The sequence below is a fragment of the Luteimonas sp. MC1828 genome (assembly GCF_016461615.1).
Taxonomy (GTDB): Bacteria; Pseudomonadota; Gammaproteobacteria; order Xanthomonadales; family Xanthomonadaceae; genus Luteimonas.
In genome coordinates this window covers 546226-570136 of record NZ_JAEMNY010000002.1, presented here as the reverse complement: position 1 = coordinate 570136, position 23911 = coordinate 546226, and the positions used below count along the sequence as shown (strand labels likewise).

Below are 23911 nucleotides of genomic sequence, written 5' to 3'. Positions count from 1 at the left end.
GGATGGCTTGCGCAGGCGCGTGCTGCCAAGGCCCTGGCCAAGCGCCGCGCCGGTGGCCGACTGCGGCAGCGCGACGACCAGCGGCGGCCACGCTCCGCCGTCCTTGCTGCTGATCTCCACCGACACCTGCAGCGGCAGTTCTTCGTAGTTTTCCCAGGTGTCGAGCCAGTCGGTCAGGCCCTCGTCGTCGAGGCCGCGATACCGGAAGCGCAATTCGACCAGGTCCTTGACCAGCGGCTCGGGCGGGCGCGGTTGCTCCTCTTCGATGGTTTCGCCCGCCAGCACCATGGCGAACGACACGCCGAGTTCGGGCTCGCGCCGCCCGGCATCGACGCCGATGTCGTGCAGGTGAGGCCCGCCGCGACCGAGGTAATCGGGCAGGTCGGCGACGAAGCGGATCCGGTCGGGCTCGCCGATGAAGCGCAGCGACCCGCCGGTGCTCTCGTCGCTGGCGAACGCGATCGGCTGCGCCGAGGCCAGGCGCCGGCGCAGGAAGCCTTCGACCGCGCGCATGCGGTCGGTGCGGGTGGCCATCGCCTCGCCGCGTTCGCTGGTTTCCATCGTCGCGCGCAGGGTGGTGAACGCGAGCGCCAGCCCCATGGCCAGCAGCACCGTGGCCAGCAGGACCTCGATCAGGGTGAAGCCTGAAACGCGCGCGCGCCTCACTGGCCCTGCCCCGGGTCCGGCTGCACCAGGCGCAGCGATTCGACCACCAGGCGCTCGGCGCGCCGGTCCCTGCCCCAGGCCAGCTCCAGCCGCAGCTGCAGCAGCCGTGGCGCGAATGGATCCTCGAGCACCGGGTCCGGCTGCAGCGGATCGACATAGGGCGCGACATCGAGCTGCCAGCGGTAGCGGCCGCCCTCCAGCTCGCCCTCCTCGCGCCCCGGCTGCAGGGCCACGCCGACGCCGGTGTCGGCGAGCAGCGACTGCGCATGCAGCGCCGCGCGCCCGGCATCGGCCGACCAGCGCACCTGGCGCGTGGCGCCCGACAGCGTGCCCAGCAGCAGCGTGAGCGCCAGGGCCAGGATGCCGAAGGCGACCAGCACCTCGATCAGGGTGTAGCCCTGCTGGCGGCGCATGCTGCTCACGGCGCGGGCTCGCTGCGATGCAGGCTGACTTCGCCGGTCAGCCAGGCGACGTCGATATCCCAGGCCGCGGTGCGGAAGCTCAGCTGCACGCGGCCGCCGGTGGACGCGCCGTCGCCGAAGAACATGATCGCGCCGATGCCGTCCGCAGGTTGCACCTCGCGGGCGCCGGTGAAGTGGATGCCGAGCCGCTCCGGCACTTCGCCGCTGCGGCCGTCGGCGCCCTGCCAGGCGTGGCTGGCGGGATCGATGCTGAAGGTCTGCGGCGTGCCGGTGGCGATCGCACGGGCGCGCGTGAAGCGCAGCTGCGCGGCGATGTCGCTCACCGCCGACTTCAGCTGCATGCGTTCGAATCCCCCGGTGAGCACGCCGGCGGCGAGCACGCCCATGGCGGCGAACAACGCCACCACCAGCAGCACCTCCAGCAGCGAGAAACCCGCCGCCCGGCGCGTTCCGCTGCGTCCGGCGCCCATGTACCTGGCCCTTACTCGTACCGGATGTCGGCGTCGACGCTCTCGCCGCCGGGCTTGCGGTCGGCACCGTAGCTCACCAGGTCGAAGCGGCCGGTCTCGCCGGGAACGCGGTACTCGAGCGGCGTCTTCCACGGGTCGTTGAGATCCGCCGCCTTGGCGTACGGACCAAGCCAGCCGCTGGCGTTGCCGGGCGCGCTCACCAGCTCGCCGAGCGTGGCCGGCAGCACGCCGGTGTCCATCTCGAACTGCTGGATCTTCTGCGCGACCGTCTGCACCTGCGACTGCGCCAGGCGGAAGCGGGCGTTGTCGCCGCCGCCGAGGATCTGGCTGGCCGCGAACGCGACGATGCCGCCGATCAGGATCGTGACGATGATGATCTCGATGAGGCTGAAGCCGGCCTGCGTCGAGCGACGGGGGGGACGTTTGCTTGCACGGTGGAATGTCATCTTCAACCCATTGTGTTGGTGAGCCCGTAGATCGGGATCAGGACGGCCAGGATGACCACGCCGACGACGGTGGCCAGGACCATGGTGATGACCGGGATCAGCGCGGCCATGAGCCTGTCGAGCGCCTGGCTGGTTTCCTGCTCGAAGGTGTCCGCGGTCTTCAGCAGCATAGTATCCAACGCGCCTGACTCCTCGCCCACCTGGATCATCTGCACCGCGAGGCGCGGGAAGCGCTTGCCGCGTGCCAGCGCGGTCGACAGCGCCACGCCGTTCTTCACTTCTTCCGCAGCCGCCTCGACATCGGTCGCCAGCGCGCGGTTGCCCAGCACCGCGCGGCCGATGCCGAGCGCCGTGATCAGCGGCACTCCATTCTTGAGCAGGGTGCCGAGGGTGCGCGCGAGGCGCGCGGTCTCCAGGCGCGCCACCAGCGAGCCGACCAGCTTCTGGCGCAGCAGCCAGTCATCGAACCACGCCCTGAACGCGGGCGCGCGCAGCTTGCGCTCGAACCACCAGGCCAGCAGCGCCGGGGCCACCACCAGCACGATCCACCACTGGCGCACGAAATTGCTGACTCCGAGCACCAGCACGGTGAACCACGACAGCTCCGCATCGAGGCTTTCGTACATGTCGGCGAACTGCGGCACCACATAGCCGAGCAGGAACAACAGCGCGAAGCCCACCACCACCAGCAGGATGGCCGGATAGATCAGCGCGTTGATCACCTTGCCGCGCAGCGCACGGCTGCGCTCCATGTAGTCGGCCAGGCGCTGCAGCGTTTCCTGCATGGTGCCGCCCGCCTCGCCGGCGCGCACCATGTTGATGTACAGCCGGGAGAACGTGCCGTGCTGGCGCTCGAGCGCGGTCGACAGCGCGGTGCCCCCGCGCACCTGGTCGCGGACATCGGTGACCACGCGTTTGGCCGCCGGGTCTTCCGGCAGCTCCAGCAGGATCGTCAGCGCGCGGTCCAGCGGCTGGCCAGCGCCGAGCAGCGTCGCCAGCTGCTGCGTGAACTGCACCAGGCGCTCACCGGAAAACGGCTTGGGCTTGAACAGGGCTTTCCAGGCGCCATCGCCACCGCCATCGCCGGCCAGCCGCGCTTCGATCGGCAGGTGGCCCTGCTCCTGCAGGCGCAGCGCCACCTCGGCGTCGCTGGCGGCCTCCATCTGGCCGTCCAGGGTCTCGCCGCGGCTGTTGAGGGCCTTGTAGCGGTACAGGGGCATGCTCAGGCGTCCTCGGTGACCCGCAACACTTCCTCGATGGTGGTCATGCCGGCCATCGCCTTGATGATCCCGTCCTCGTACATGGTGCGCATGCCGCCCTCGCGGGCCAGCTGCTCGATCTCGCCCATGCCGGCATGGCGCATGACGGCGCGCCGCAGCGCGTCGTTCATCACCAGGAATTCCATGATCGTGGTGCGGCCGAGGTAACCGGTGGGTGCGATGGCCGAGGCGCGCGGACGGTACAGGAAGATCTCGCCCTCCGGCTGGTACTTGCGCAGCGCGAACTTGTCGATTTCCTCGGGCGACGCCGGGTAGCGCTCCGCGTGCGTCGGCTCCAGGCGGCGCACCAGGCGCTGCGCGAGGATGCCGTTGATGGTCGAGGTGAGCAGGTAATCCTCCACACCCATGTCCAGCATGCGGGTGATGCCGCCGGCGGCGTTGTTGGTGTGCAGCGTGGACAGCACGAGATGCCCGGTGAGCGCCGACTGGATGGCGATGCGCGCGGTCTCGAGGTCGCGCATCTCGCCGATCATGATGATGTCCGGGTCCTGGCGCACGATCGAACGCAGCGCATGCGAGAAATCGAGCCCGATCTGCGGCTTGGCCTGGATCTGGTTGATGCCCTCGATCTGGTATTCGACCGGGTCCTCGACGGTGATGATCTTGACGTCGGCGGTGTTGAGCTTGGACAGCGCCGTGTACAGCGTGGTGGTCTTGCCGGAGCCGGTGGGCCCGGTGACCAGCAGGATGCCGTGCGGCTGCTGCAGCACGGCCTCGAACTGCGGCAGGAAGTTGTCGGTGAAGCCGAGCTTGTGGAAGTCGAATACCACCGTCTCGCGATCGAGCAGGCGCATCACCACGCTCTCGCCGTGCGCGGTGGGCACGGTGCTGACGCGCAGGTCGAGCTCCTTGCCCTGCACGCGCAGCATGATGCGACCGTCCTGCGGCAGGCGGCGCTCGGCGATGTTGAGCTTGGCCATGATCTTGATGCGGCTGATCACCGCCGCGGTGAGGTTGGTCGGCGGGCTCTCACCCTCCTCCAGCACGCCGTCGACGCGGTAGCGCACCTTGAGCCGGTTCTCGAACGGCTCGACGTGGATGTCGGACGCACGCAGCTCGACCGCGCGCTGGATCACCAGGTTCACCAGCCGGATCACCGGCGCCTCGCTGGCGAGGTCGCGCAGGTGCTCGACGTCATCCATGTCGCCGCCATCACCCTCCGCGGTCTCGATGATCGCGCCCATCGCGCTGCGGCCCTGGCCGTACCAGCGCTCCACCAGGTCGGCGATCTCCGAGCGCAATGCGACGCGTGCGTGCACGTCCTTGCCGGTCGCCAGGCGCACGGCGTCCAGCGCATACGGCTCCTGCGGATCGGCCGCGAGCACGTCGACGTAGCCATCGCCTTCCGCCACCGGCACCACGTGGAACTGCTTCATGAAGCGCGCGGTGAGCGCCACGCCCTCGGGCGGCAACTCCGGCATGTCCTTGGCGCTGGCCAGCGGCAGCCCGAGGACCGCCGAACACGCTTCGGCGTGGTCGCGCTCCGACACCAGGCCGAGCCGGGTGAGCAGCGACAGCAGGCTGCCGCCGGTTTCTTCCTGCAGGCGCCGCGCGCGGGCCAGGTCGGCGTCCTTCAAGCGGCCCTTTTCGAGCAGGGCGGCGACGATGCGCTCATCGGCGGATGCGGGGATCGTGACGGTAGTGTTCACGTGTTCCGGATTGATTGCATGCGGTGGAGCCGACTCTAACAGACGCGTCGAGGCTGCCCGCGGCGGCCACCATGGCCCGAAAACGCGACGAATACCGTTTCACGCGGTGCGTGGCACAGCTGCGCCCTCCTTTCCGCGAAGAGACACGACACATGACGAAAACGATGCTCCTCCTGGCGACCATGTTCGCCCTGCCCACCGCGGCCACTGCCGGAACCCTGCCCGCTCCCGACTCACGCATCACCTTGGCCGCAGGCGCCTGCCAGACTGCTCTGCCCGTGTTCGACGGCGTGGTCCGCAAGCGCCCGCTCGCGGTGCAGAACGAGGGCAGCACCACCACCTTCGTTACCTGCGGGCTGTCAGGCAAGTTCGGGGGAAGCGGGCCCAGCACCACGATCCTCGTCGCCCTGACCAACAATTCGAGCGGCCCGGCGACAGTGAACTGCACCCTCGTCGACGGTCGGAGCGGCATTTCCAACCCGATCTACCTGCCGAAGTCGGTGACCCTGTCCGCCAACATGCCGATCTTCGAAATGATATGGACCGTCGCAGACAACGAGGGTGCCAGATTCACCTTTCCGGCGATCAGCTGCTCCCTCCCGCCGGGCACCGGCATCAAGGCGGTCGGCCAGCAGTTCCCGGCGCCCGCAGCCTGACACCCGAGCGCTCACAGGTGACGGTCAGCCCCCACCCGCGCGTTGCGGAACATCCTCAGCCACGGCGAGGCATCCGGCCACCCGGCCGGCGCCGCTTGTGAGTCCGGCCACGGCAAGGCATCCCATCCGTCCTGATTGGCGGGGTATCCGGTGGCCGGACGGCTGGCGCCGCGCGGGAGCACCACCGGGACCCGCGAGCGGCCATGCCGCGCAGGAACAGCGGCGGCGACTCCACCACGTCCAGCATCGCCAGCCGAGCCTCGAACTGTTCGCTGCGCTTGCGTTGCCTTCCCTTCCCAAGCCGGGCCGCGACGATGCGCTCGTTCGGCCGACGGGACGAGGCCGGCTTCATGTCCGCCAGCGGGCCGCACCCGTGGCGGTTCACGGCCGCGATTGTCGATTGGTACTCGGTAGGCAGCCACAGTCAGGCCGACCTTCAATTCAACCCTGTTCCAATCCCTAGGACACACCCATGCACAAGCTCCACTTGCTCGCGCTTGCCTTCCTTGCCGCAGCCGGCAGCCCCGAGGCTGCCGCCGCCGACATCAACCGCAGCGCCATCACCATGCCCGCAGGCGCGTGCCAAAGCGCTTTGCCGGTGTTTGACGGCGTGATCCGCAAACGTCCGCTGGGGGTGCAGAACGAAGGCACGACAGCCGCTTTCGTCACCTGCGGGGCTACCACGCCCGGCCAGGCCCGGACCTCGCGAGTCGTGCTGGCGTTCAATAACTCCAACTCCCATGACGTCACGATCGCCTGCACGTTGGTGGCCGGGTACACCGAGTCCACGGCGGTCTATCGCCCCCAGAGCGTCACCATCCCCGCCAACTGGGGCGACGCCATGTTCTGGGTCCCGACCCAATTGCCGAGCGGCATCCCGTACTTCGCGTCGGCGGCCTTCAGCTGCACGCTGCCGCCTGGAACCGGAATCACGCGCGTGCAGACCTCGTACACGGAAGACGTAGGCCAGTAACCATGCGAACGACCCACCTGCTCGCGCTTGTGCTGGCACTGGCAGCAGCCGGCGCCGCCACCTCCGCAGCCGCGGCGACGCAAGTGCGCGAGGACGCGGCCATGGCATCCGCGAACTGCCAGGCAGCCCTTCCTGCATACGAGGGCCTCATCCGCAAGCGGCCCTTGGGCGTGTTCAACGAAGGCTCAAGCTCCGCATTCGTAACCTGCGGCTTTCCCGGGAAGAGAGACCGCGTGGTCTATTCCTTCTACATCTCCGCAGAGAACACCACCAACGCAAGAGTCGATATCGACTGCACGCTCGTCCACAGGTGGGGGCTGCCCGGAAGCCCCGCCCAATACCTGCCGAAGCGAATTCACCTGATTCCCAACGGCTCAGGCGGCCCTACCTGGAGGTCAGTCTTCGAGAACGACAACATCCCGTTTGCAATGGCCTCGGTGAGCTGCAACCTGCCTCCCGGGACTGGCCTCAACTACCTCGAGAACTGGTATCTCGAGGACATCGGCAACTAACGGAGCCACTTGGCCGCGGCAAGCTCCCTGTTTCAGCCGATCGCGACTCGCGCGTTCCTGAACATCCTGAGCCACGGCGAGGCGTCCGGCCATGCGGTCGGCGCCCAGCTGAAGTTGGCCGTGGCGAGGGTGCGTTCGGGGTGCGGCATCATCAGCGTCACCCGGCCGTCGTCACTGGTGAGTCCGGCGACGGCGGCATCCGAGCCGTTCGGGTTGGCGGGATACGCGATGGCCGGACGGCCATCGCCGTCGACGTAGCGCAATGCGACGCGCGCGGCCGTCTGGTCGGCAGGACCGGCGAATTCCGCGCGGCCTTCACCGTGCGACACCACCACCGGGATCCGCGAGCCGGCCATGCCGCGCAGGAACAGCGACGGTGACTCGACCACTTCCAGCATCGACAGGCGCGCCTCGAACTGCTCGCTGCGGTTGCGCAGGAAGCGCGGCCAGTGCGTGGCGCCCGGCACGATGTCCTTGAGCTGCGACAGCATCTGGCAGCCGTTGCACACGCCCAGCGCGAAGCTGTCGCCGCGCGCGAAGAAGCGCTCGAACATGTCACGCAGCGTGTCGCGCTCGAGGATCGAGGTGGCCCAGCCGCGGCCGGCGCCAAGCACGTCGCCGTAGCTGAAGCCGCCGCAGGCGGCGAAGCCCGCGAAACCGGCAAGCGTGGCGCGGCCTTCGATCAGGTCGCTCATGTGCACGTCGATCGCGTCGAAGCCGGCCAACGAGAACGCGGCCGCCATCTCCACCTGGCCGTTGACGCCCTGTTCGCGCAGGATCGCCACGCGTGGCGCGGCACCGGTGGCGATGTACGGCGCGCCGATGTCGTCGCCGGGATCGAAGCCGAGCTTCGGCTGCAGGCCCGGGGCGTCGAAGCGCAGGGTGGCCTCGCGCTCGGCGTCGGCGGATTCGGGATTGTCGCGCTGGCGCTGCATGGCGTGGCTTACCGACCACCAGGCCTCGATCAGTTCTTCCCACTTCCACTCGGCAAGCACTTCGCCATCGGCCAGAACGCGCACCGCGGACGCGGTGGTCGGCCGTGCGATGCGCTGCGCGCATTCGACCAGGCCATGCCGCGCGACCAGGTCGGCGAACTCGACGCGGTCTTCCGCGGCGATCTGCACCACCGCGCCCAGCTCCTCGTTGAACAGCGTGCGGAACACGTCTTCGGTGCGGTCGTCGCCCCAGGCATCGAGGTCGATGTCGAGGCCGACGCGCGAGCAGAACGCCATCTCGCAAAGGGTGGCGAAAACGCCGCCGTCGGACCGGTCGTGGTAGGCGTGCAGCAGCCCGGCTTCGCGCGCGGCGCGGATCAGCTCGAAGAAGTCGCGCAGGCGCTGCGCGTCGTCGAGGTCCGGGCAGGCACCGCCGAATGCATCGTGGCACTGCGACAGGATCGATCCGCCCATGCGCTGCTTGCCCGCGCCCAGCCCGATCAGCCACAGCTCGGTACCCGGCTCGCGCGAAAGCAGCGGCGTGAGCTGCTGGCGCACATCGGCGACCGGCGCGAACGCCGTGACCACCAGCGAAACGGGCGACACCGACCTGCGGGTCTCGCCGTCGGCCTGCCATTGCGCCTGCATCGACAGCGAGTCCTTGCCGACCGGGATCGACAGCTCGATGTCCGGGCACAGCTCCATGCCCACGGCGTGCACGGCGTCATACAGGCGCGCGTCCTCGCCGGGATGCCCGGCGGCGGCCATCCAGTTGGCCGAGAGCTTGGTGCGCGCCAGCGACTCGACCGGCGCGGCGCAGAGGTTGGTGATGGCCTCGCCGACCGCCATGCGCGCGCTGGCGGCGGCATCGATCAGCGCCAGCGGCGTGCGCTCGCCGATCGCCATGGCCTCGCCCGCGTGGCCGTGGAATCCGGCCAGGGTGATCGCGCAGTCGGCCAGCGGCAGCTGCCAGGGGCCGATCATCTGGTCGCGCGCGGTCAGCCCGCCGACGCTGCGGTCGCCGATCGTGACCAGGAACTGCTTGGCGGCGACGGTGGGATGCGCCAGCACCCGCAGGCCGGCCTGGCGCAGCGCCTCGCCCGGCGTCTGGCCCGCAGCCAGCGCGCGCGCGTTGAGCTGCGGCCAGCGCGCAGCCGCGGTACGGCTGCTGTCGCGGTGCATCTTGGGCGTCTTGCCGAAGATGAGGTCCATGGGGAGATCGATGGCGGGCGTGGCATGCCCCGTGGGCTGGGATGGCGACACCCCGTACCCCACCACCAGGCGCTCCTCTTCCGTCGCGTATCCGACCACGGCGAACGGGCAGCGCTCGCGCTCGCACAGTGCGGCGAACTCGGCGACGCGGTCCGGCGCGATGCCCAGCACGTAGCGCTCCTGCGATTCGTTGCACCACAGCTGCATCGGCGACAGCGAGGGGTCGTCGCTGGGCACGCGGTCGAGGTCGATCACGCCGCCCACGCCGGAATCGTGAAGCAGTTCGGGGATGGCGTTGGACAGACCACCGGCGCCGACGTCGTGGCACCACTTGATCGGGTTGCCGTCTTCGCCCAGCGCGACGCAGCGGTCGATCACGTCCTGGCAGCGCCGCTCCATTTCCGGGTTGTCGCGCTGCACGCTGGCGAAATCGAGGTCTTCCGCGCTTTCGCCGGAGGCCACGGAACTGGCAGCACCGCCGCCGAGACCGATCAGCATCGACGGGCCACCCAGCACCACCACGGCATCGCCGGGTGACAGCCGGCGCTTGGCGACCTGTTCGCGGTCGATCGCGCCCAGTCCGCCGGCGAGCATGATCGGCTTGTCGTAGGCGCGCACCAGGCCGTCGCCTTCCACCAGTTCGAAACTGCGGAAATAGCCGGTGAGGTTGGGACGCCCGAACTCGTTGTTGAACGCCGCGGCGCCCAACGGCCCCTCGGTCATGATCTCGAGCGCCGAGGCCATGCGCGGGTTGAGTTCGCGTGGCTGCTCCCAGGGCTGCGGCAGCGACGGGATGCGCAGGTGCGACACGCTGAAGCCGGCCAGCCCGGCCTTGGGCTTGCCGCCGCGGCCGGTGGCGCCTTCGTCGCGGATCTCGCCGCCGGCGCCGGTGGAGGCACCCGCGAACGGCGAGATCGCGGTGGGATGGTTGTGGGTCTCGACCTTGATGCAGAACGCCGAGTCGCGCAGCGGCTCGGCGCGGTAGCGGCCGGTCCCGGGATCCGGGCGGAAGCGCTGCGCCGGATAGCCTTCCACCACCGCCGCGTTGTCGCTGTAGGCCGACAGCGTGTGCTGCGGCGTCTGCGCGTGGGTGTGGCGGATCATCTTGAACAGCGTCTGCGCGCCGCCGTTGGCCGCGCCACCGTCGATGCGCATGTCCTGGCCGTCGATGGTCCAGCTGGCGTTGAAGATCTTGTGCCGGCAGTGCTCGGAGTTGGCCTGCGCGAACATCATCAGTTCGACATCGTGCGGGTCGCGGCCGAGCGCGGCGTAGCGCTCGCGCAGGTAGGCGATCTCGTCGTCCGCCAGGGCCAGGCCGAGGCGCTGGTTGGCCTCTTCGAGCATGTCCAGCGGGATGACTTCGACGCTGCCGCGCGCCGGCGCGGTGAACAGCGCCGCGGCCTGGTCGTGGCTGTCGAGCAGCGACTGCGTCATCGGGTCGTGCAGCGCACGGGCCAGCGCACCCGCGGTGGCGGCATCGGACGGCCAGCCGGCGATGTCGATGCGCGTGCCGCGCTCCACCCTGCGCACCGGCTGGCCGACGTCGCGCAGCAGCTCGCCGGCCTTGCTGGCCCACGGCGAGATGGTGCCGAGGCGCGGCGCGACGTAGCGGCTGGCGGCATCCGCGGCGGCTTCGGCCGTGCCTTCGGCGGCTTCGAGGATGCGATGCAGGATGGCGCGGTCGGGCGTTGCGCCCGCAACGGGCTCGACCCAGTAGACGTGCCAGGCGCCGGTGACGCGGACGGCGGGGGCAATGGCCTGCAGGCGGGCCTGAAGGCGTTCACGCCGAAACGGCGACAGGGCTGGCAGGCCCTCGAGGACGATCATGTCCGGGATTGACCGTGGAACGGGCCGGTCATTGTAGCGAAGCCGGGCCCCGGCGCGCGCCGGGGCCGCAAGCGGCGGAACCGCTCAGAGGTTGCCGGCCTCGGCGGCCAGCTTGTCCAGCGCCGCGCGCAGCGCGTCCGGTGGCATGTAGCCGGGCATCTGCATGCCCTCGGCGGTGACGATCATCGGCGTGCCGGTCAGGCCGACGCGCTGGCCGATGTCGTACTGCATGGCGACCGGGTTGGTGCAGTCGCGCTGCGGCACGCGCTTGTCCTGCTTGGCATCGGTGAGCGCCTGGCGACGGTCCATGGCACACCAGACCGAGACCATCTTGCGGAAGTCCTCGCTGGCCGGGCCCATGCGCGGGAACGCCAGGTACTCGATGGAAATGCCGCGCTTGTTGTACTCGGCGATGTCCTGGTGCAGCTTGCGGCAGTAGCCGCACTCGACGTCGGTGAACACCGCGACGGTGTAGACCGGCTTGTCCGCGGCAAAGATGATGCGGTCCTTGGCCGGGATGGTCTTCAGCAGGTCGCGGCGCAGCGTGGCCAGCCCGCCCTGGCTCAGGTCCTTCTGCTCCTTGACGTCGAACAGCGCGCCCTGCAGCAGGTAGCGGCCGTCATCGCTGACGTAGATCACCTGTCCGCCGACGATCAGCTCGCGAAAGCCCGGCAGCGGCGCCGCGCCGACGTGGTCGATGCGCACCCGCGGGTTGATGGTCTGGATGGCGGCAACCGCGCGCTCGTCCGGCGTGCCCGCTTCGACCTTCGGGACCTGGCCGGCAGCGGGGACCACCGTGGCGGCCGCACCTGCATCGCCGGAGCCGGGCGTAGCGCCCGCGCCGGGCGCCGGCGACTCGGCACAGGCGGTGAGGCTGACGGCGCAGAGCATCAGGGGCAGCAGGAACTTCATTCGCGGTCTCGGCAGGAGGGCGCCATCGGGGCACGGGGCGGGCGCGTGAGCCGGCATTCTCGCATGCGTGCACAAGCGCGAGGCCAGCGCCCCGCGCAGTGGCTCAGTCGCGACTCAGGCGCGGGGGTGGTGGCGGGCGTGCAGGCGCTTGAGCTGCTCGCGCGCCACCAGGGTGTAGATCTGGGTGGTCGACAGCGAGCTGTGGCCGAGCAGCATCTGCAGCGCGCGCAGGTCGGCGCCGCGGTTGAGCAGGTGGGTGGCGAAGCTGTGGCGCAGGCCGTGGGGGCTGACCCGCGCCGGATCGATGCCGGCCGCGGCGGCGTGCCGCTTCACCAGGGCCCAGAACGCCTGCCGGGTCGGCGCTTCGCCCCCCGCTGTGATGAACAGCGCCGCAGGTGCGTGGCGTCCCGCGAGCTGCGGGCGGGCCGTCGCCAGGTAGCGTTGCAGCCAGTCCTGGGCCTCTTCGCCCAGCGGCACCAGGCGTTCCTTGCCGCCCTTTCCGAGCACCCGCAGCACGCCCTGGCGCAGGTTGACGGCGGTGGCCGGCAGGTTGACCAGTTCGCTGACCCGCAGGCCGCAGGCGTACATCAGCTCCAGCATCGCGCGGTCGCGCAGGCCGGTGGCGGCGTCGATGTCGGGCACCTCCAGCAGGCGGTCGACCTCGGCCTCGGAGAGTGCCTTGGGCAGCAGCCGCGGCAACCGCGGCGGGTCCAGCAGGGCCGTGGGATCGTCGCCACGCAGGCCCTGCAGCAGCCGCCAGCCGTAGAACCCGCGCAGCGCCGACAGCAGCCGGGCGTTGCTGCGTGGCGACCAGCCCTCGCGGGTGCGCCAGGCGAGGTAGTCGAACAGGCCGGCGCGGTCGGCGACGGCGATGTCGCCGCGGTCGCGCCAGCGCGCGAAGCCTTCGAGGTCGCGGCGGTAGGCGTCCAGCGTCTGCCGCGCGGCGCCGGATTCGGCCCACCAGGCATCGAGGAAGGCCGCGATCGCGCGTGCATCGGCGTCATGCAGGGGCGGCAGGCGCATGCTGCGCATGCGGCGCTCGGCGGGTGTCGACGCGGTCATCGCCGCCAGCTTAGCCGCCGCCGCGATGCGCCGGCTATCCTGTGGCGATGCCTTCCCATGCTTCCAACAGCGCCGCCACGCCGGCTGCGCCCGCCACGCCTACGCGTCCGCAGGCCGTGGTCGGCTGGCGCCTGCTGGCGCTGTTCTACGACCTGTGGCCGGCGCTCGCGCTGTGGTTCGCGCTGTCCGCGCTGTTAGCCTTCGGCTACATGCTGGCCGGGCACGACGCACGCCAGAACATCCCGCCCTTCAGCCTGCTGCAGTGGCTGCTGTGGCTGGCCTGCTGGCTGGCCGCCGGCGCCTACGCCACCGTCAGCTGGAAGCGCGGTGGGCAGACGCTGGGCATGCGTCCGTGGCGGCTGCGCGTGGTCGCCGAAAGCGGCCTGGCGCCATCCTGGCAGACGCTGTGGCTGCGCTATGCGGTGGGCACGCTGTCGCTGTTGGCCGCGGGCGCAGGCTTCTGGTGGGCGTGGCTCGACCGCGACCGCCTCACCTGGCACGACCGTGCCAGCCATACGCGCCTGCGGCGCGAACCCAAGGCGAGGTGACCGCGATGCGCATCGACATCTGGTCCGACGTGGTCTGCCCCTGGTGCTGGATCGGCAAGCACCGTTTCCAACGCGCCCTGGCGCTGCTCGGCGATGACGCCCCGGACCTCCAGGTGCGCTGGCATCCCTACCTGCTGGATCCCGATGCCGATGCCACGCCGGTGCCACTGCGCGAGGCCTATGCCGCCAAGTTCGGCGGCGCCGAGCGCGCCGCGGAGCTGCTGGCGCAGACGCAGTCCACGGCGCGCGCCGAGGGCCTGCCGATGGATTTCAGCCGTGGCCAGGTGCGCGTGACCACCCTGCCGGCGCATCGCCTGATCTGGCTCGCCGGGCGCGAGGGCGACCAGGACGCGGTCGTCGAAGCGCTGTTCCGCGCGCATTTCGCCGAGGGCCGCAACCTGGCCGACCCGGCGGTGCTGGTCGACGCCGGCGCCACCGGGAGCCTGGACGCAGCGCGCGTACGCGCGCTGCTTGCGTCCGACGAAGGCCTTGCCGAGGTGCGCGCCGGCATCGGCCAGGCGCAGGCGCTGGGCATCCGCGCGGTGCCGACCTTCGTCATCGATGGCCGCCACGGCGTGCAGGGCGCGCAGCCGCCGGAGGCCTTCGCCGAGGCGCTGCGCAAGCTCGCCTGAGCGGCCGGCGCCGGAAACAAGAAGCCCCGCGTCATGCGGGGCTTCGGGTGGAACACGTGGCTGGTGCGACTTACTTCGCCGCGACCACCCGCACCATTTCCAGGCACTTGTTGGAATAGCCCCACTCGTTGTCGTACCAGCTGACCAGCTTGACGAAGGTGGAGTCGAGCGCGATGCCGGCTTCGGCGTCGAAGATCGAGGTGCGGGTATCGCCGCGGAAATCGGTGGCGACCACCTTGTCCTCGGTGTAGCCGAGCACGCCCTTCAGCGCGCCTTCGCTCTGCGCCTTCATTTCCGCGCAGATCTCGGCGTAGGTCGCCGGGTTGTCCAGCTCGACCACCAGGTCGACCACCGACACGTCGGAAGTCGGCACGCGGAAGCTCATGCCGGTGAGCTTCTTGTTGAGCTCGGGGATGACCACGCCGACCGCCTTGGCCGCGCCGGTGGACGACGGGATGATGTTCTCGAGGATGCCGCGGCCGCCGCGCCAGTCCTTGTTGCTCGGGCCGTCAACCACCTTCTGGCTCGCGGTGGCGGCGTGCACCGTGGTCATCAGGCCGCGCTTGATGCCCCACTTGTCGTGCATCACCTTGGCGATCGGCGCCAGGCAGTTGGTGGTGCAGGAGGCGTTGGAGATGATCGCCTCGCCGGCGTACTTGGCGTCGTTCACGCCGTACACGAACATCGGCGTGTCGTCCTTGGACGGCGCCGACAGGATCACCTTCTTCGCGCCCGCGTCGATGTGCTTCTGCGCGGTTTCCTTCGTCAGGAACAGGCCGGTGGATTCGATCACCACGTCGGCACCCACCTCGCCCCACTTCAGGTTGGCCGGATCGCGTTCCTGGGTCAGGCGGATGCGCTTGCCGTTGACCACCAGCGTGTCGCCGTCCACCGAGACCTCGCCTTGGAAGCGGCCGTGCACCGAGTCGTACTGCAGCATGTAGGCCAGGTAGTCCGGCTCGAGCAGGTCGTTGATGGCGACGATCTCGATGTCGCTGCCGAAATTCTCCACCGCCGAACGCAGGACGTTGCGCCCGATGCGGCCGAAACCGTTGATGCCTACCTTGATCGCCATGGGAATGCTGACTCCGTATCGCCGCGCGCCGCGGCAAGGGTGGGTGGAACACGCAGAACGCCTATTTTAGCAGGCCCGCCCGCGCCCGGCCGGCCTTGACCACGATCAATGCGGGCCCGTATGGGCCGACGCATCATGACGCCACCCTCCACTCACGACAGGTGCGTCAATGCCCCGCAACACCCTTCCCCTCCTCGTCCTCGCCATTTCCGGCGCCCTCGCCGCCCCATCCGCGCTCGCCCAGTCGGCCGGCGACTGGACCGTCGCGCTCGGCGCGCACCAGGTCAGGGCGCATTCCGACAACGGCGCGCTGGCCGCCGGCACGCTGCCGCTGGACATCGGCTCCAGCACGCGCCCGACGATCGCGGTGGAATACTTCGTGCGCGACAACCTCGGCCTCGAGGTCCTCGCTGCACTGCCCTTCCAGCACGACATCCACGTCGACGGCCTGGGGCACGTGGGCAGCACCAAGCACCTTCCGCCCACCGTCAGCCTGCAGTACCACTTCAACGGCCAGGGCAAGGTGTCGCCGCTGCTTGGCGCGGGCGTGAACTACACCACGTTCTTCAGCGAGGACACCCGCGGCGCGCTCGCCGGCAGCAAGCTCGAACTCGACGACTCCTGGGGCCTCGCGCTGCACGCCGGCATCGATTTCAAGGTGGGCGAAAAGGGCTCGATCCGCGTCGACGTGCGCTGGATGGACATCGACAGTGACGTGAAGCTGGACGGCGCCCACCTCGGCACCGCCAACATCGACCCGCTGGTATACGGCGCCGCCTACGTCATGCGCTTCTGACCGGAAGGCGGGCGGTAACGCACGCGCGCTAGAATCGCCGCATGCGTCCACACCCCCTGTACCGCCTGCGTTTCCTTGCCCCACTGCTGGCCATCGCCGGCGCGTTCGCCGCCGGCGACGCGCTGGCGTGGAGCGCCGAGGGCCACCGTATCGTCGCCCGCATCGCCGAGGCCGGCCTCACGCCCGCCGCGCGCGCCGAAGTCGACCGCCTGCTGGCCGGCGAGCCCGCCCCCACGCTCGCCGGCATCGCGGCATGGGCCGATGAACTGCGCGACACCGACCCCGAAGCCGCCAAGGCGAGTGCGCGCTGGCACTACATCAATTTCCAGGGCCGCTGCGCGTTCGATGCGGCGAGCGACTGCCCGGGCAACGACTGCGTGGTGGGCGCCATCAACCGCCAGTACCTCACGCTTGCGCAGCACGGCCGTCCGGACGCCCAGCGCCGCGAAGCGCTGAAGTTCCTCGTGCATTTCGTCGGCGATGCGCACCAGCCGCTGCACGCTGGCCTGCGCGACGATGCCGGCGGCAACCGCCACCAGGTCAACTACAGGGGCGATGGCAGCAACATGCATCGCATCTGGGACGGGACCATCCTCGAGCGTCGCGGCCTGAAGTCGCCGGCCCATGCCGCCGAATTGCTGGCGCGCCCGCCGCTGCCCGCCGACCCGACGCTGGGCTCGCAGACACCCGCGCTCGACTGGGCACTGGAATCCTGCCGCATCATCGAAACCGGGGACGTCTATCCGCCCGAGGGCCGGCGCGTCCTCGACGAGGCGTTCCTGGACGCACGCCTGCCGATCGTCGAAGACCGCCTGCGCAAGGCCGGCACGCGGCTGGCGGCGATGCTCAACCATGCGCTCGCGCCAACCGTCGCCGCGCCGGCCGCTGCAACGGATTCCGCGCCCACGCCGTGAACACCGTCGCCGCACCGCGCGTCCACCCGTTCCACCATGCCGGCACCGGCACCTGGAGCTACGTGGTGGCGGACCCGGCCAGCGGCGCCGCCGCGATCATCGACCCGGTGCTCGATTTCGAGATGGCGTCGGGGCGCACCGCGACGACATCGGCGACGGGGCTGGTCGATTGCGTGCGCCAGCACGGCTACCGCGTCGACTGGCTGCTGGAAACCCACGCCCACGCCGACCACCTGTCGGCCGCGCACTGGCTCAAGGCCACCCACTTCAACGCCGCGCCGATCGCCATCGGCGAGGGCATCCGCAGCGTGCAAGCACGCTTCCGCGATGTCTTCGACCTGGGTGCGGGCTTTGCCGTCGACGGTTCGCAGTTCGATCACCTGTTCGCCGCCGACGAGGTGTTCGCGATCGGCGGCCTGGCCTGCCGCGCTATCCCGGTGCCCGGCCACACCAGCGACAGCAATGCCTACCTGGTCGGCGACGCGCTGTTCACCGGCGACTCGCTGTTCATGCCCGACGGCGGCACCGCGCGCTGCGATTTCCCCGGCGGCAGCGCCGCCACGCTGTACCGCTCCATCCGCCGCCTGTTCGACACCCTGCCGGACGCGACCCGCGTGTTCGTGTGCCACGACTACGCACCCGGCGGCCGCCCGGTCGCCTGCGAGACCAGCATCGCCGCGCAGAGGCAGGCCAACATCCACGTGCGCGACGGCATCGACGAGGACGCCTTCGTCGCAACGCGCGAGGCGCGCGACGCGACGCTGGCCATGCCGGCGCTGATCATCCCGTCGGTGCAGGTCAACATCCGCGCCGGCGCGCTGCCGGAGCCGCGCGACAACGGCATCCGCTACATCAACCTGCCGTTGGACGCGCTGTAGCGGCATGTCCGTGCGCGTCGCCTCGTGCCTGCTTGCCGTGCTCGCGCTGGCCGCGTGGTGGCCATCGGCCAGCGCGCGCGCCAGCGGACCGGCGGCCGGCCCGCTCACCGTGTTTGCCGCAGCCAGCCTGCAGGAATCGATGGACGAAGCCGCGAGTGCCTACCGGGAGGCCACCGGCCAGGCGGTGCGCGTGTCATACGCCGCCAGCCCGGCGCTGGCGCGGCAGATCCAGCAGGGCGCGCCGGCGGATGTGTTCGTTTCCGCCGACCTCGACTGGATGAACGTGCTGCAGGCACAGGGCCTGATCGACGCCGCGACGCGCAGTGAGCTGCTCGGCAACACGCTGGTGCTCATCGCGCCGGCGCGCAGCGCTGCACGGCCGTTCGCGCTGGGCCCGGGCAGCGACCTGCTGCCGCTGCTCGGTGCGCGCGGCCGCATCGCGCTGGGCATGGTGGACAGCGTGCCTGCCGGGAAGTACGCGCGTGCCGCCTTCGCGTCGCTAGGCATGTGGGACGCGCTGAAACCGCGCGTGGCCGGCACCGCGAACGTGCGTGCGGCGCTGATGCTGGTGGCACGCGGCGAGGTGCCGCTGGGCGTCGTGTACGCCAGCGATGCCCGCGCCGAGCCGCGCGTGCGCGTGCTCGCCACGTTCCCGGCCGCCTCGCATCCGCCGATCGTGTATCCGGTGGCGCGTGTCGCGGCCAGCCGGCATCCCCACGGCGCGGCGTTCGTGCGCTGGCTGCACTCGCCGCCGGCGCGGGCGATCTTCGTGCGCCATGGCTTCAGCCTGCGCTGAGCGGGCGACACTGCACGCATGTCCCTCTTCACCGCGGCCGAGCTCACCGTCATCGCGCTGAGCCTGAAAGTGGCCAGCACGGCGGCGCTGGCCAGCCTCCCGGCCGGCATTGCCGTGGCCTGGCTGCTGGCGCGCGGGCGCTTTCCGGGCAAGGCGCTGCTCGATGCACTGGTGCACCTGCCGTTGGTGCTGCCGCCGGTGGTGGTGGGCTATGCGCTGCTGGTGCTGTTCGGAAACCAGGGTGCGATCGGCGGATTCCTGGCCGAGCAGTTCGGCATCGGCGTCGCGTTCCGCTGGACCGGCGCGGCGCTGGCCAGCGCGATCATGGGCTTCCCGCTGATGGTGCGCGCGATCCGCCTGTCCATCGAAAACGTCGACCGCCGCCTGGAGCAGGCGGCGGCCACGCTCGGTGCCAATCCCTGGCGTGTGTTCGCAACGGTCACGCTGCCGCTGGCGTGGCCGGGAATCGTGGCTGGTGCGGTGCTCGGCTTCGCCAAGGCGCTGGGCGAGTTCGGCGCCACCATCACCTTCGTGTCCAACATTCCCGGCGAGACGCAGACGCTGTCGACGGCGATCTACGGGCTGATGCAGGTCCCGGGTGGCGAGTCCGGCATCTGGCGGCTGGCGGCGGTGGCGGTGGCGATCTCGCTGCTGGCGCTGCTGGCCTCGGAGTGGCTGGTGCGCCGCCAGCACGGCCACCGCGATGCGGGGGACGGCGCATGAACCTGCCGCATCCCGAGCCGGGCCGATGCTGAGCCTGGACATCCACCTGCGGCGCGGCCGCTTCGAGCGCCACGTGCGCATCGAGGATGCGGCGCGCGTGGTCGCGCTGACAGGGCCCTCCGGCGCCGGCAAGACCACGGTGCTCAATGCGATCGCCGGGCTGGTGCGCCCGCTCTCAGGGCACATCGCCGTCGACGGCCGCGTGCTGTTCGACGCCGCGCGCGGCATCGACCTGCCGGCGCACCGGCGCCGTGTCGGCTACGTGTTCCAGGATGCGCGGCTGTTCCCGCACCTCGATGTCCGCGGCAACCTGCTGTATGGCCGCCATGCGCGGCGCGGCGAGGTCGAGCGCTTCGGGCTGGATGACGTCGTCGCGCTGCTCGGCATCGGCGCGCTGCTGGCGCGCCCCACCGCCAACCTGTCCGGCGGCGAGGCGCAGCGCGTCGCCATCGGCCGCGCCCTGCTCGCGCAGCCGGCGATCCTGCTGCTCGACGAGCCGCTGTCCGCGCTCGACCTGGCGCGCCGCGAAGAGCTGATCCCGTGGCTGCAGCGGGTGCGCGACGAGGTGCGGCTGCCGATGGTCCATGTCAGCCATGCCGAGGACGAGGTGCGGCGCATGACCAGCGCGGTCCACGTGCTGGACTGACGCCTGCGGACAGTCCGGCGGCGCAGCACGCCTGTTCACGGCCACGGACGTATCCTGCGCCGATGACCGAAGTGCTCGACTCGCTTGAGCTTGCCGTCGACCGGATCGTGGCGCGGATCCCGGGCACGCTGCATGTCGCCACCCCGCTCGGACTCGGCAAGCCGCACCGCCTGCTCAACGCCCTGTATGGCCGCATCCAGCGCGACCCCGCGCGCCGCCTGCACATCTACACGGCGCTGTCGCTGGACCCGCCCGTGGCCGGCGGCAGCGATCTGCAGCGGCGCTTCCTGGCGCCGTTCCTAACCCGCCAGTTCGGCGACGACTTCCCGCGCCTGGACTGGGTGCGCGCGCAGCGGCGCGACGCGTTGCCCGACAACATCGTCATCGAGGAGTTCTATCTCCAGGGCGGCGCGCTGCTGCGCTCCAGCCAGGCACAGCGCCACTACGCCAGCCTCAACTACACCCACGTGGCGCGCACGCTGGCCGCGCGCGGCGTGGGCTGCATCGTGCAGAAAGTCGCGGTGGACGCCGGCGGTACACGGCTGTCGCTGTCATCCAACACCGACCTCACGCTGGATACGATCGATGCGCTCGCCGTCGCCGGGCACCCGCGGCCGCTGCTGGTCGCCGAGATCGATCCGGAGCTGCCGTGGCTCGGCGGCACCGCAGCGGTCGACGCCGGATTCTTCGACCTGATCGTGGCGCCGCCGGCGCCGTATCCGAAGCTGTTCGCGCTGCCGCGCCAGGCGGTCGGCGATGCCGACCATGCGATCGGCCTGTACGCCAGCGCCCTGGTGCGCGACGGCGGCACCCTGCAACTCGGCATCGGTGCACTGGCCGACGCGATCTGCCACGCGCTGGCGCTGCGCCACACCGACAACGCCGCCTACCGGCGCGTGCTGCAGGCACTCGACCCGGGCATCGAAGCGCATCCGGCCGTGCTGGCCAGTGGTGGCCTTGGACCTTTCGCGATCGGCCTGTACGGCTGCAGCGAAATGGTCAACGAAGGCTTCCGCCGCCTGGTGCAGTGCGGCGTGGTGCGCCGGCGCGTGGTCGACAAGCTGCCGCTGCAGCAGCGCCTCGACGATGGCAGCGCCAGCGAACTCGACCGCGAGCTGCAGACGCGCGACGGGCAGTTCCTGCATGGCGGCTTCTACCTTGGCTCAGCGGAGTTCTACGACTGGTTGCGCACGCTGGATGACGACACGCGCCACGGCATCGGCATGCGCCGCATCAGCGAGTTGAACATGCTGCCGCTCGGCGACGAGGCGCTGGCGCGCGTGCAGCGCCGCGATGCACGCTTCTTCAACAGCTGCATGATGGCCACCGCGCTCGGCGCGGCGGTTTCCGACGGCCTTGCCGACGGCGAGGTGGTGTCGGGCGTGGGCGGCCAGTACGACTTCGTGTCGATGGCGCACGCGCTGCCCGACGCGCGCTCCACGCTGCTGCTGCGGGCGACGCGCGAGACTGGCGGCGCGGCGCAATCCAACCTGCGCTGGAACTACGGCCACACCACCATCCCGCGGCACCTGCGCGACATCTACATCAGCGAGTACGGCATCGCCGATGTGCGCGGCCTGGCCGACGAGGATTGCGTGGTGGCGATGACGGCGATCTGCGATGCACGCTTCAGCCCCGGATTGCTGGCCGAGGCGAAGCAGCATCGCAAGCTGCGCGGCGACTTCGCGCCGCCGGCATCGTGGGCGCGCAACACGCCGGCGCGGCTGCGCGAAGCGCTCGCGCCGTTCCGCCGCGACGGCACCCTGCCCGACTATCCGCTCGGCAGCGACTTCACCGACGTCGAACAGCGCCTGGCCAAGGCGCTGGGCTGGCTGCAGGCGAACACCTCGAACCGCTGGCGCCTGCTGCGCACCGTGGCGGCCGCCCTGGTCACCAGGGGCGCGGACGACCGTGAAGCGCTGGAGCGGATGGTGCTGTCGGCTCCCGCCTCGTCCGGCGAGCGACTCTCTGCTCGGTTGCTCGCATACGCGCTCGCGCAAACACGTACCGCCTGAAGCGCGCGCCCCCGACACCGCGGGGTGTCGGCGGCGCCTGGCCGGGCGTACCCGGCACTGCGGGTCAGTCCAGTGCGAAGTCCACGGGCACGCGGATCCAGCCCTCGACCGGCTTGCCGTCCGACTGCTCGGGATTGAAGCGCCAGTTGCGGGCGGCCTCGAGCGTCGCCGCGTCGAACACGCCCTCCGGCGTCGACTGTTCGACCACTGCGTCCCTGACGCTGCCGTCAGTGCCCACCAGCAGCTTCAGCACGACCCGCCCGCTCTGTTTTGCGGCAACGGCGGCGGCCGGATAGCGCGGCGCCGTCATGACCGGTGCTGCAGGTGGCGCGGGCGGTGCGGGCGGTGCGGCGGACGACGGAGCCGCGGCGGGAACCGGCGGCGCGGGTGCGTTGGCAGGAGCGGCGGGCGCCGGCGGTGCCGGCAATGCCGGTGGTGACGGCGCACGGGCGAGTCCGGGCGGCGCCGGTGGAGCCGGCGGTGCGTCGGCTGCGTCCACCGCCGTGGCATCCGGTGGCGGAGGCGGCGCCGGCGGCGCGTCGGGCACCGCAGGCGCGGCGAGCACCGGCGGAACCGGCGGTGGAGGTGGTGCGGCAGCCGGGCGGACCGCCCAGGCGGCGTAGCTGCAGCCCGCCAGCACGACGCCCAGGGCCAGGGCGCCGGTGCGACGGCGGACGACTCCGGGTTGCGGTTGTTTCAACATGAGGATGCGCTCCTTCAGGAATTGGCTGGACTGCCAATGGCAACCGACCGGCAGTCCAGGGACGGCCAGTTGCACGTTCAACATCGCGTCCGCGTAGCGGCGACGGGCATGCGGGTGGCGCGCGAGCACCGTGGCATCGCAGGCAAGCTCCTGGTCGAGGCGGAATCCGCGCGCGGCCAGGTGCAGGAAGGGGTTGAACCAGTGCAGGCAGCGCAACGCGACCGCCAGCAGGTTGGCGCGCGTGTCGCCGCGCGCGAGATGGGCGCGCTCGTGTGCGACCACCAGCGCGGCTTCGTCCGCTGCGTGCAGGGCTTCGAAATCGACAGGCAGCACGATGCGCGGCCGCATCGCGCCCACCACCGCCGGTGCCTCCACGCCAACGCCGCGCCAGCTCCCGTCCGCGGTCTGTTCGAGGTGGCCAAGCGCCGCCACGTAACCCCGCTGTTGCGCCCGGAAACGCAGGGCGACGAACACGCCGCCAATCAGCCAGGCCGAAGCCAGCAGCAGCGGCCAGTCGATGCCGGTCGCGGTCAGCGTAGAGCCTGTCGACGGCATCACCAGCACCCCCGGGTGCAGTGACAGCAGCGCCGGAGCGAACCCTTGGCCGGGGGCCGGGCGCGGCAACGCGGCCGCGGCGATCGCCAGCGGCACCAGCGCCCACGCGCCGTACGCCACGCGCGCGCCGAACGCGCGACGCAACGGATGCCGCAGCGCGAGCACCAGCAGCAGCGCCGCGCTCGCCGCGAGGCTGCCGTCGACGAGCCAGCGCAGCAGCGTGTCAGCGGCGATCATCATCAAGCCCATCGATCAGGCGGCGGAGTTCTGCGATGTCGGCCGGGCTGAGCTTGCCGCGCTCGCTGAAGTGCGCCACCAGCGGCGCCACGCGCCCGCCGAACAGGCGGTCCACCACGCCCTGGCTCTGCTGCGCCACCCACGCTTCGCGGGTCAGCACCGGGGAATACAGATAGCGGCGACCGTCGCGCTCGGCGCGCACCGCGCCCTTGCGCAGCAGGCGGTTGAGCAGGGTCTTGATGGTCGGTTCCGCCCATTCCGAACTGGCGGCCAGCTGCGCCACCACGTCTTCGGCGGCCAGCGGCTGCCGCCGCCAGAGCACGTCCATCACCACCGCTTCGGCATCGCTGATCGACATGACGATTACACCC

23 protein-coding genes and 1 pseudogene are annotated in these 23911 nt (G+C 70.8%); 12 read left to right on the top strand and 12 right to left on the bottom strand.

Features of this window, described 5'->3' with window-relative positions; genetic code table 11:
• Window positions 1-54: 54 nt before the first annotated feature.
• From JHB91_RS12510 to gspE, 6 genes and pseudogenes are all read right to left on the bottom strand, one after another.
• A pseudogene (locus tag JHB91_RS12510) lies at window positions 55-666 on the bottom strand (prepilin-type N-terminal cleavage/methylation domain-containing protein); the annotation flags it as partial.
• Window positions 663-1079, bottom strand: coding sequence for a prepilin-type N-terminal cleavage/methylation domain-containing protein (locus JHB91_RS12505; RefSeq protein ID WP_199374304.1), 417 nt, complete (start codon window positions 1077-1079; stop codon window positions 663-665). The pseudogene JHB91_RS12510 and the gene JHB91_RS12505, both read right to left, overlap by 4 nt.
• 5 nt (window positions 1080-1084) lie before the next feature.
• A complete protein-coding gene (locus JHB91_RS12500; protein WP_199473089.1) occupies window positions 1085-1558 on the bottom strand; it encodes a GspH/FimT family pseudopilin in 474 nt (157 codons plus the stop codon).
• Window positions 1559-1569: 11 nt separating this feature from the next.
• Entirely contained in the window at window positions 1570-2004 is a 435-nt protein-coding gene (locus tag JHB91_RS12495; RefSeq protein WP_199373465.1) for a type II secretion system protein GspG, read from the bottom strand.
• A 2-nt stretch (window positions 2005-2006) separates the two neighbouring features.
• Window positions 2007-3224: a type II secretion system F family protein gene (locus JHB91_RS12490; RefSeq protein WP_199473088.1), complete on the bottom strand. Its 1218-nt coding sequence runs from the start codon at window positions 3222-3224 to the stop codon at window positions 2007-2009.
• Between the two features lie 2 nt (window positions 3225-3226).
• Complete coding sequence (gene gspE / locus JHB91_RS12485) at window positions 3227-4933, bottom strand: type II secretion system ATPase GspE (RefSeq protein ID WP_199473087.1); 1707 nt, start codon at window positions 4931-4933, stop codon at window positions 3227-3229.
• A gap of 71 nt (window positions 4934-5004) precedes the next feature.
• Here gspE and JHB91_RS12480 point away from each other — a divergent pair, with 71 nt between their 5' ends.
• The 3 genes from JHB91_RS12480 to JHB91_RS12470 all read left to right on the top strand — a co-directional run bounded on the left by JHB91_RS12480 (window position 5005) and on the right by JHB91_RS12470 (window position 7074).
• Entirely contained in the window at window positions 5005-5589 is a 585-nt protein-coding gene (locus JHB91_RS12480) for a hypothetical protein (RefSeq protein WP_199473086.1), read from the top strand.
• A gap of 472 nt (window positions 5590-6061) precedes the next feature.
• Window positions 6062-6562, top strand: a complete 501-nt coding sequence (locus JHB91_RS12475; RefSeq protein ID WP_199473085.1) for a hypothetical protein — start codon at window positions 6062-6064, stop codon at window positions 6560-6562.
• Between the two features lie 2 nt (window positions 6563-6564).
• Complete coding sequence (locus JHB91_RS12470; RefSeq protein ID WP_199473084.1) at window positions 6565-7074, top strand: hypothetical protein; 510 nt, start codon at window positions 6565-6567, stop codon at window positions 7072-7074.
• Between the two features lie 32 nt (window positions 7075-7106).
• Here the strand turns inward: JHB91_RS12470 and purL are convergent, their stop codons facing one another.
• The 3 genes from purL to xerD form a co-directional block, all read right to left on the bottom strand.
• A complete protein-coding gene (gene purL / locus JHB91_RS12465) occupies window positions 7107-11048 on the bottom strand; it encodes a phosphoribosylformylglycinamidine synthase (protein WP_199473083.1) in 3942 nt (1313 codons plus the stop codon).
• Between the two features lie 84 nt (window positions 11049-11132).
• Window positions 11133-11960, bottom strand: coding sequence for a DsbC family protein (locus tag JHB91_RS12460; RefSeq protein WP_199473082.1), 828 nt, complete (start codon window positions 11958-11960; stop codon window positions 11133-11135).
• Window positions 11961-12074: 114 nt separating this feature from the next.
• Window positions 12075-13022: a site-specific tyrosine recombinase XerD gene (gene xerD, locus JHB91_RS12455; RefSeq protein WP_199473081.1), complete on the bottom strand. Its 948-nt coding sequence runs from the start codon at window positions 13020-13022 to the stop codon at window positions 12075-12077.
• Between the two features lie 47 nt (window positions 13023-13069).
• On the opposite strand from xerD, the gene JHB91_RS13975 reads away from it, so the two are divergent.
• Complete coding sequence (locus JHB91_RS13975; RefSeq protein WP_233398698.1) at window positions 13070-13570, top strand: RDD family protein; 501 nt, start codon at window positions 13070-13072, stop codon at window positions 13568-13570.
• A gap of 5 nt (window positions 13571-13575) precedes the next feature.
• The gene (locus JHB91_RS13970) at window positions 13576-14202 is read left to right on the top strand and encodes a DsbA family oxidoreductase (protein WP_233398697.1); all 627 of its coding nucleotides are present in this window, start codon (window positions 13576-13578) and stop codon (window positions 14200-14202) included.
• Window positions 14203-14272: 70 nt separating this feature from the next.
• Here the strand turns inward: JHB91_RS13970 and gap are convergent, their stop codons facing one another.
• On the bottom strand, window positions 14273-15277 hold the full coding sequence (gap, locus tag JHB91_RS12445; RefSeq protein ID WP_199373472.1) for a type I glyceraldehyde-3-phosphate dehydrogenase: 1005 nt from the start codon (window positions 15275-15277) through the stop codon (window positions 14273-14275).
• A 169-nt stretch (window positions 15278-15446) separates the two neighbouring features.
• Between gap and JHB91_RS12440 the strand changes: the two genes are divergently transcribed.
• The 7 genes from JHB91_RS12440 (at window position 15447) to JHB91_RS12410 (ending at window position 22045) form a co-directional block, all read left to right on the top strand.
• Entirely contained in the window at window positions 15447-16073 is a 627-nt protein-coding gene (locus tag JHB91_RS12440) for an OmpW family outer membrane protein (protein ID WP_199473080.1), read from the top strand.
• A gap of 41 nt (window positions 16074-16114) precedes the next feature.
• Complete coding sequence (locus tag JHB91_RS12435; RefSeq protein ID WP_199473079.1) at window positions 16115-16987, top strand: S1/P1 nuclease; 873 nt, start codon at window positions 16115-16117, stop codon at window positions 16985-16987.
• Window positions 16984-17865, top strand: coding sequence for an MBL fold metallo-hydrolase (locus tag JHB91_RS12430; RefSeq protein WP_199473078.1), 882 nt, complete (start codon window positions 16984-16986; stop codon window positions 17863-17865). The genes JHB91_RS12435 and JHB91_RS12430 overlap by 4 nt, the downstream gene beginning before the upstream one ends.
• A gap of 4 nt (window positions 17866-17869) precedes the next feature.
• Entirely contained in the window at window positions 17870-18661 is a 792-nt protein-coding gene (gene modA, locus JHB91_RS12425; protein WP_199473077.1) for a molybdate ABC transporter substrate-binding protein, read from the top strand.
• Between the two features lie 18 nt (window positions 18662-18679).
• Window positions 18680-19384, top strand: coding sequence for a molybdate ABC transporter permease subunit (modB, locus tag JHB91_RS12420; protein ID WP_199473076.1), 705 nt, complete (start codon window positions 18680-18682; stop codon window positions 19382-19384).
• A gap of 25 nt (window positions 19385-19409) precedes the next feature.
• A complete protein-coding gene (locus JHB91_RS12415; RefSeq protein WP_199373478.1) occupies window positions 19410-20030 on the top strand; it encodes an ATP-binding cassette domain-containing protein in 621 nt (206 codons plus the stop codon).
• A 62-nt stretch (window positions 20031-20092) separates the two neighbouring features.
• Entirely contained in the window at window positions 20093-22045 is a 1953-nt protein-coding gene (locus tag JHB91_RS12410; protein WP_199473075.1) for an acetyl-CoA hydrolase/transferase C-terminal domain-containing protein, read from the top strand.
• A gap of 64 nt (window positions 22046-22109) precedes the next feature.
• Here the strand turns inward: JHB91_RS12410 and JHB91_RS12405 are convergent, their stop codons facing one another.
• Together JHB91_RS12405 and JHB91_RS12400 are read right to left on the bottom strand one after the other, a co-directional pair.
• The gene (locus tag JHB91_RS12405) at window positions 22110-23543 is read right to left on the bottom strand and encodes a TonB family protein (protein ID WP_199473074.1); all 1434 of its coding nucleotides are present in this window, start codon (window positions 23541-23543) and stop codon (window positions 22110-22112) included.
• Complete coding sequence (locus JHB91_RS12400; protein WP_199373482.1) at window positions 23527-23898, bottom strand: BlaI/MecI/CopY family transcriptional regulator; 372 nt, start codon at window positions 23896-23898, stop codon at window positions 23527-23529. The genes JHB91_RS12405 and JHB91_RS12400 overlap by 17 nt, the downstream gene beginning before the upstream one ends.
• Window positions 23899-23911 lie beyond the last annotated feature (13 nt).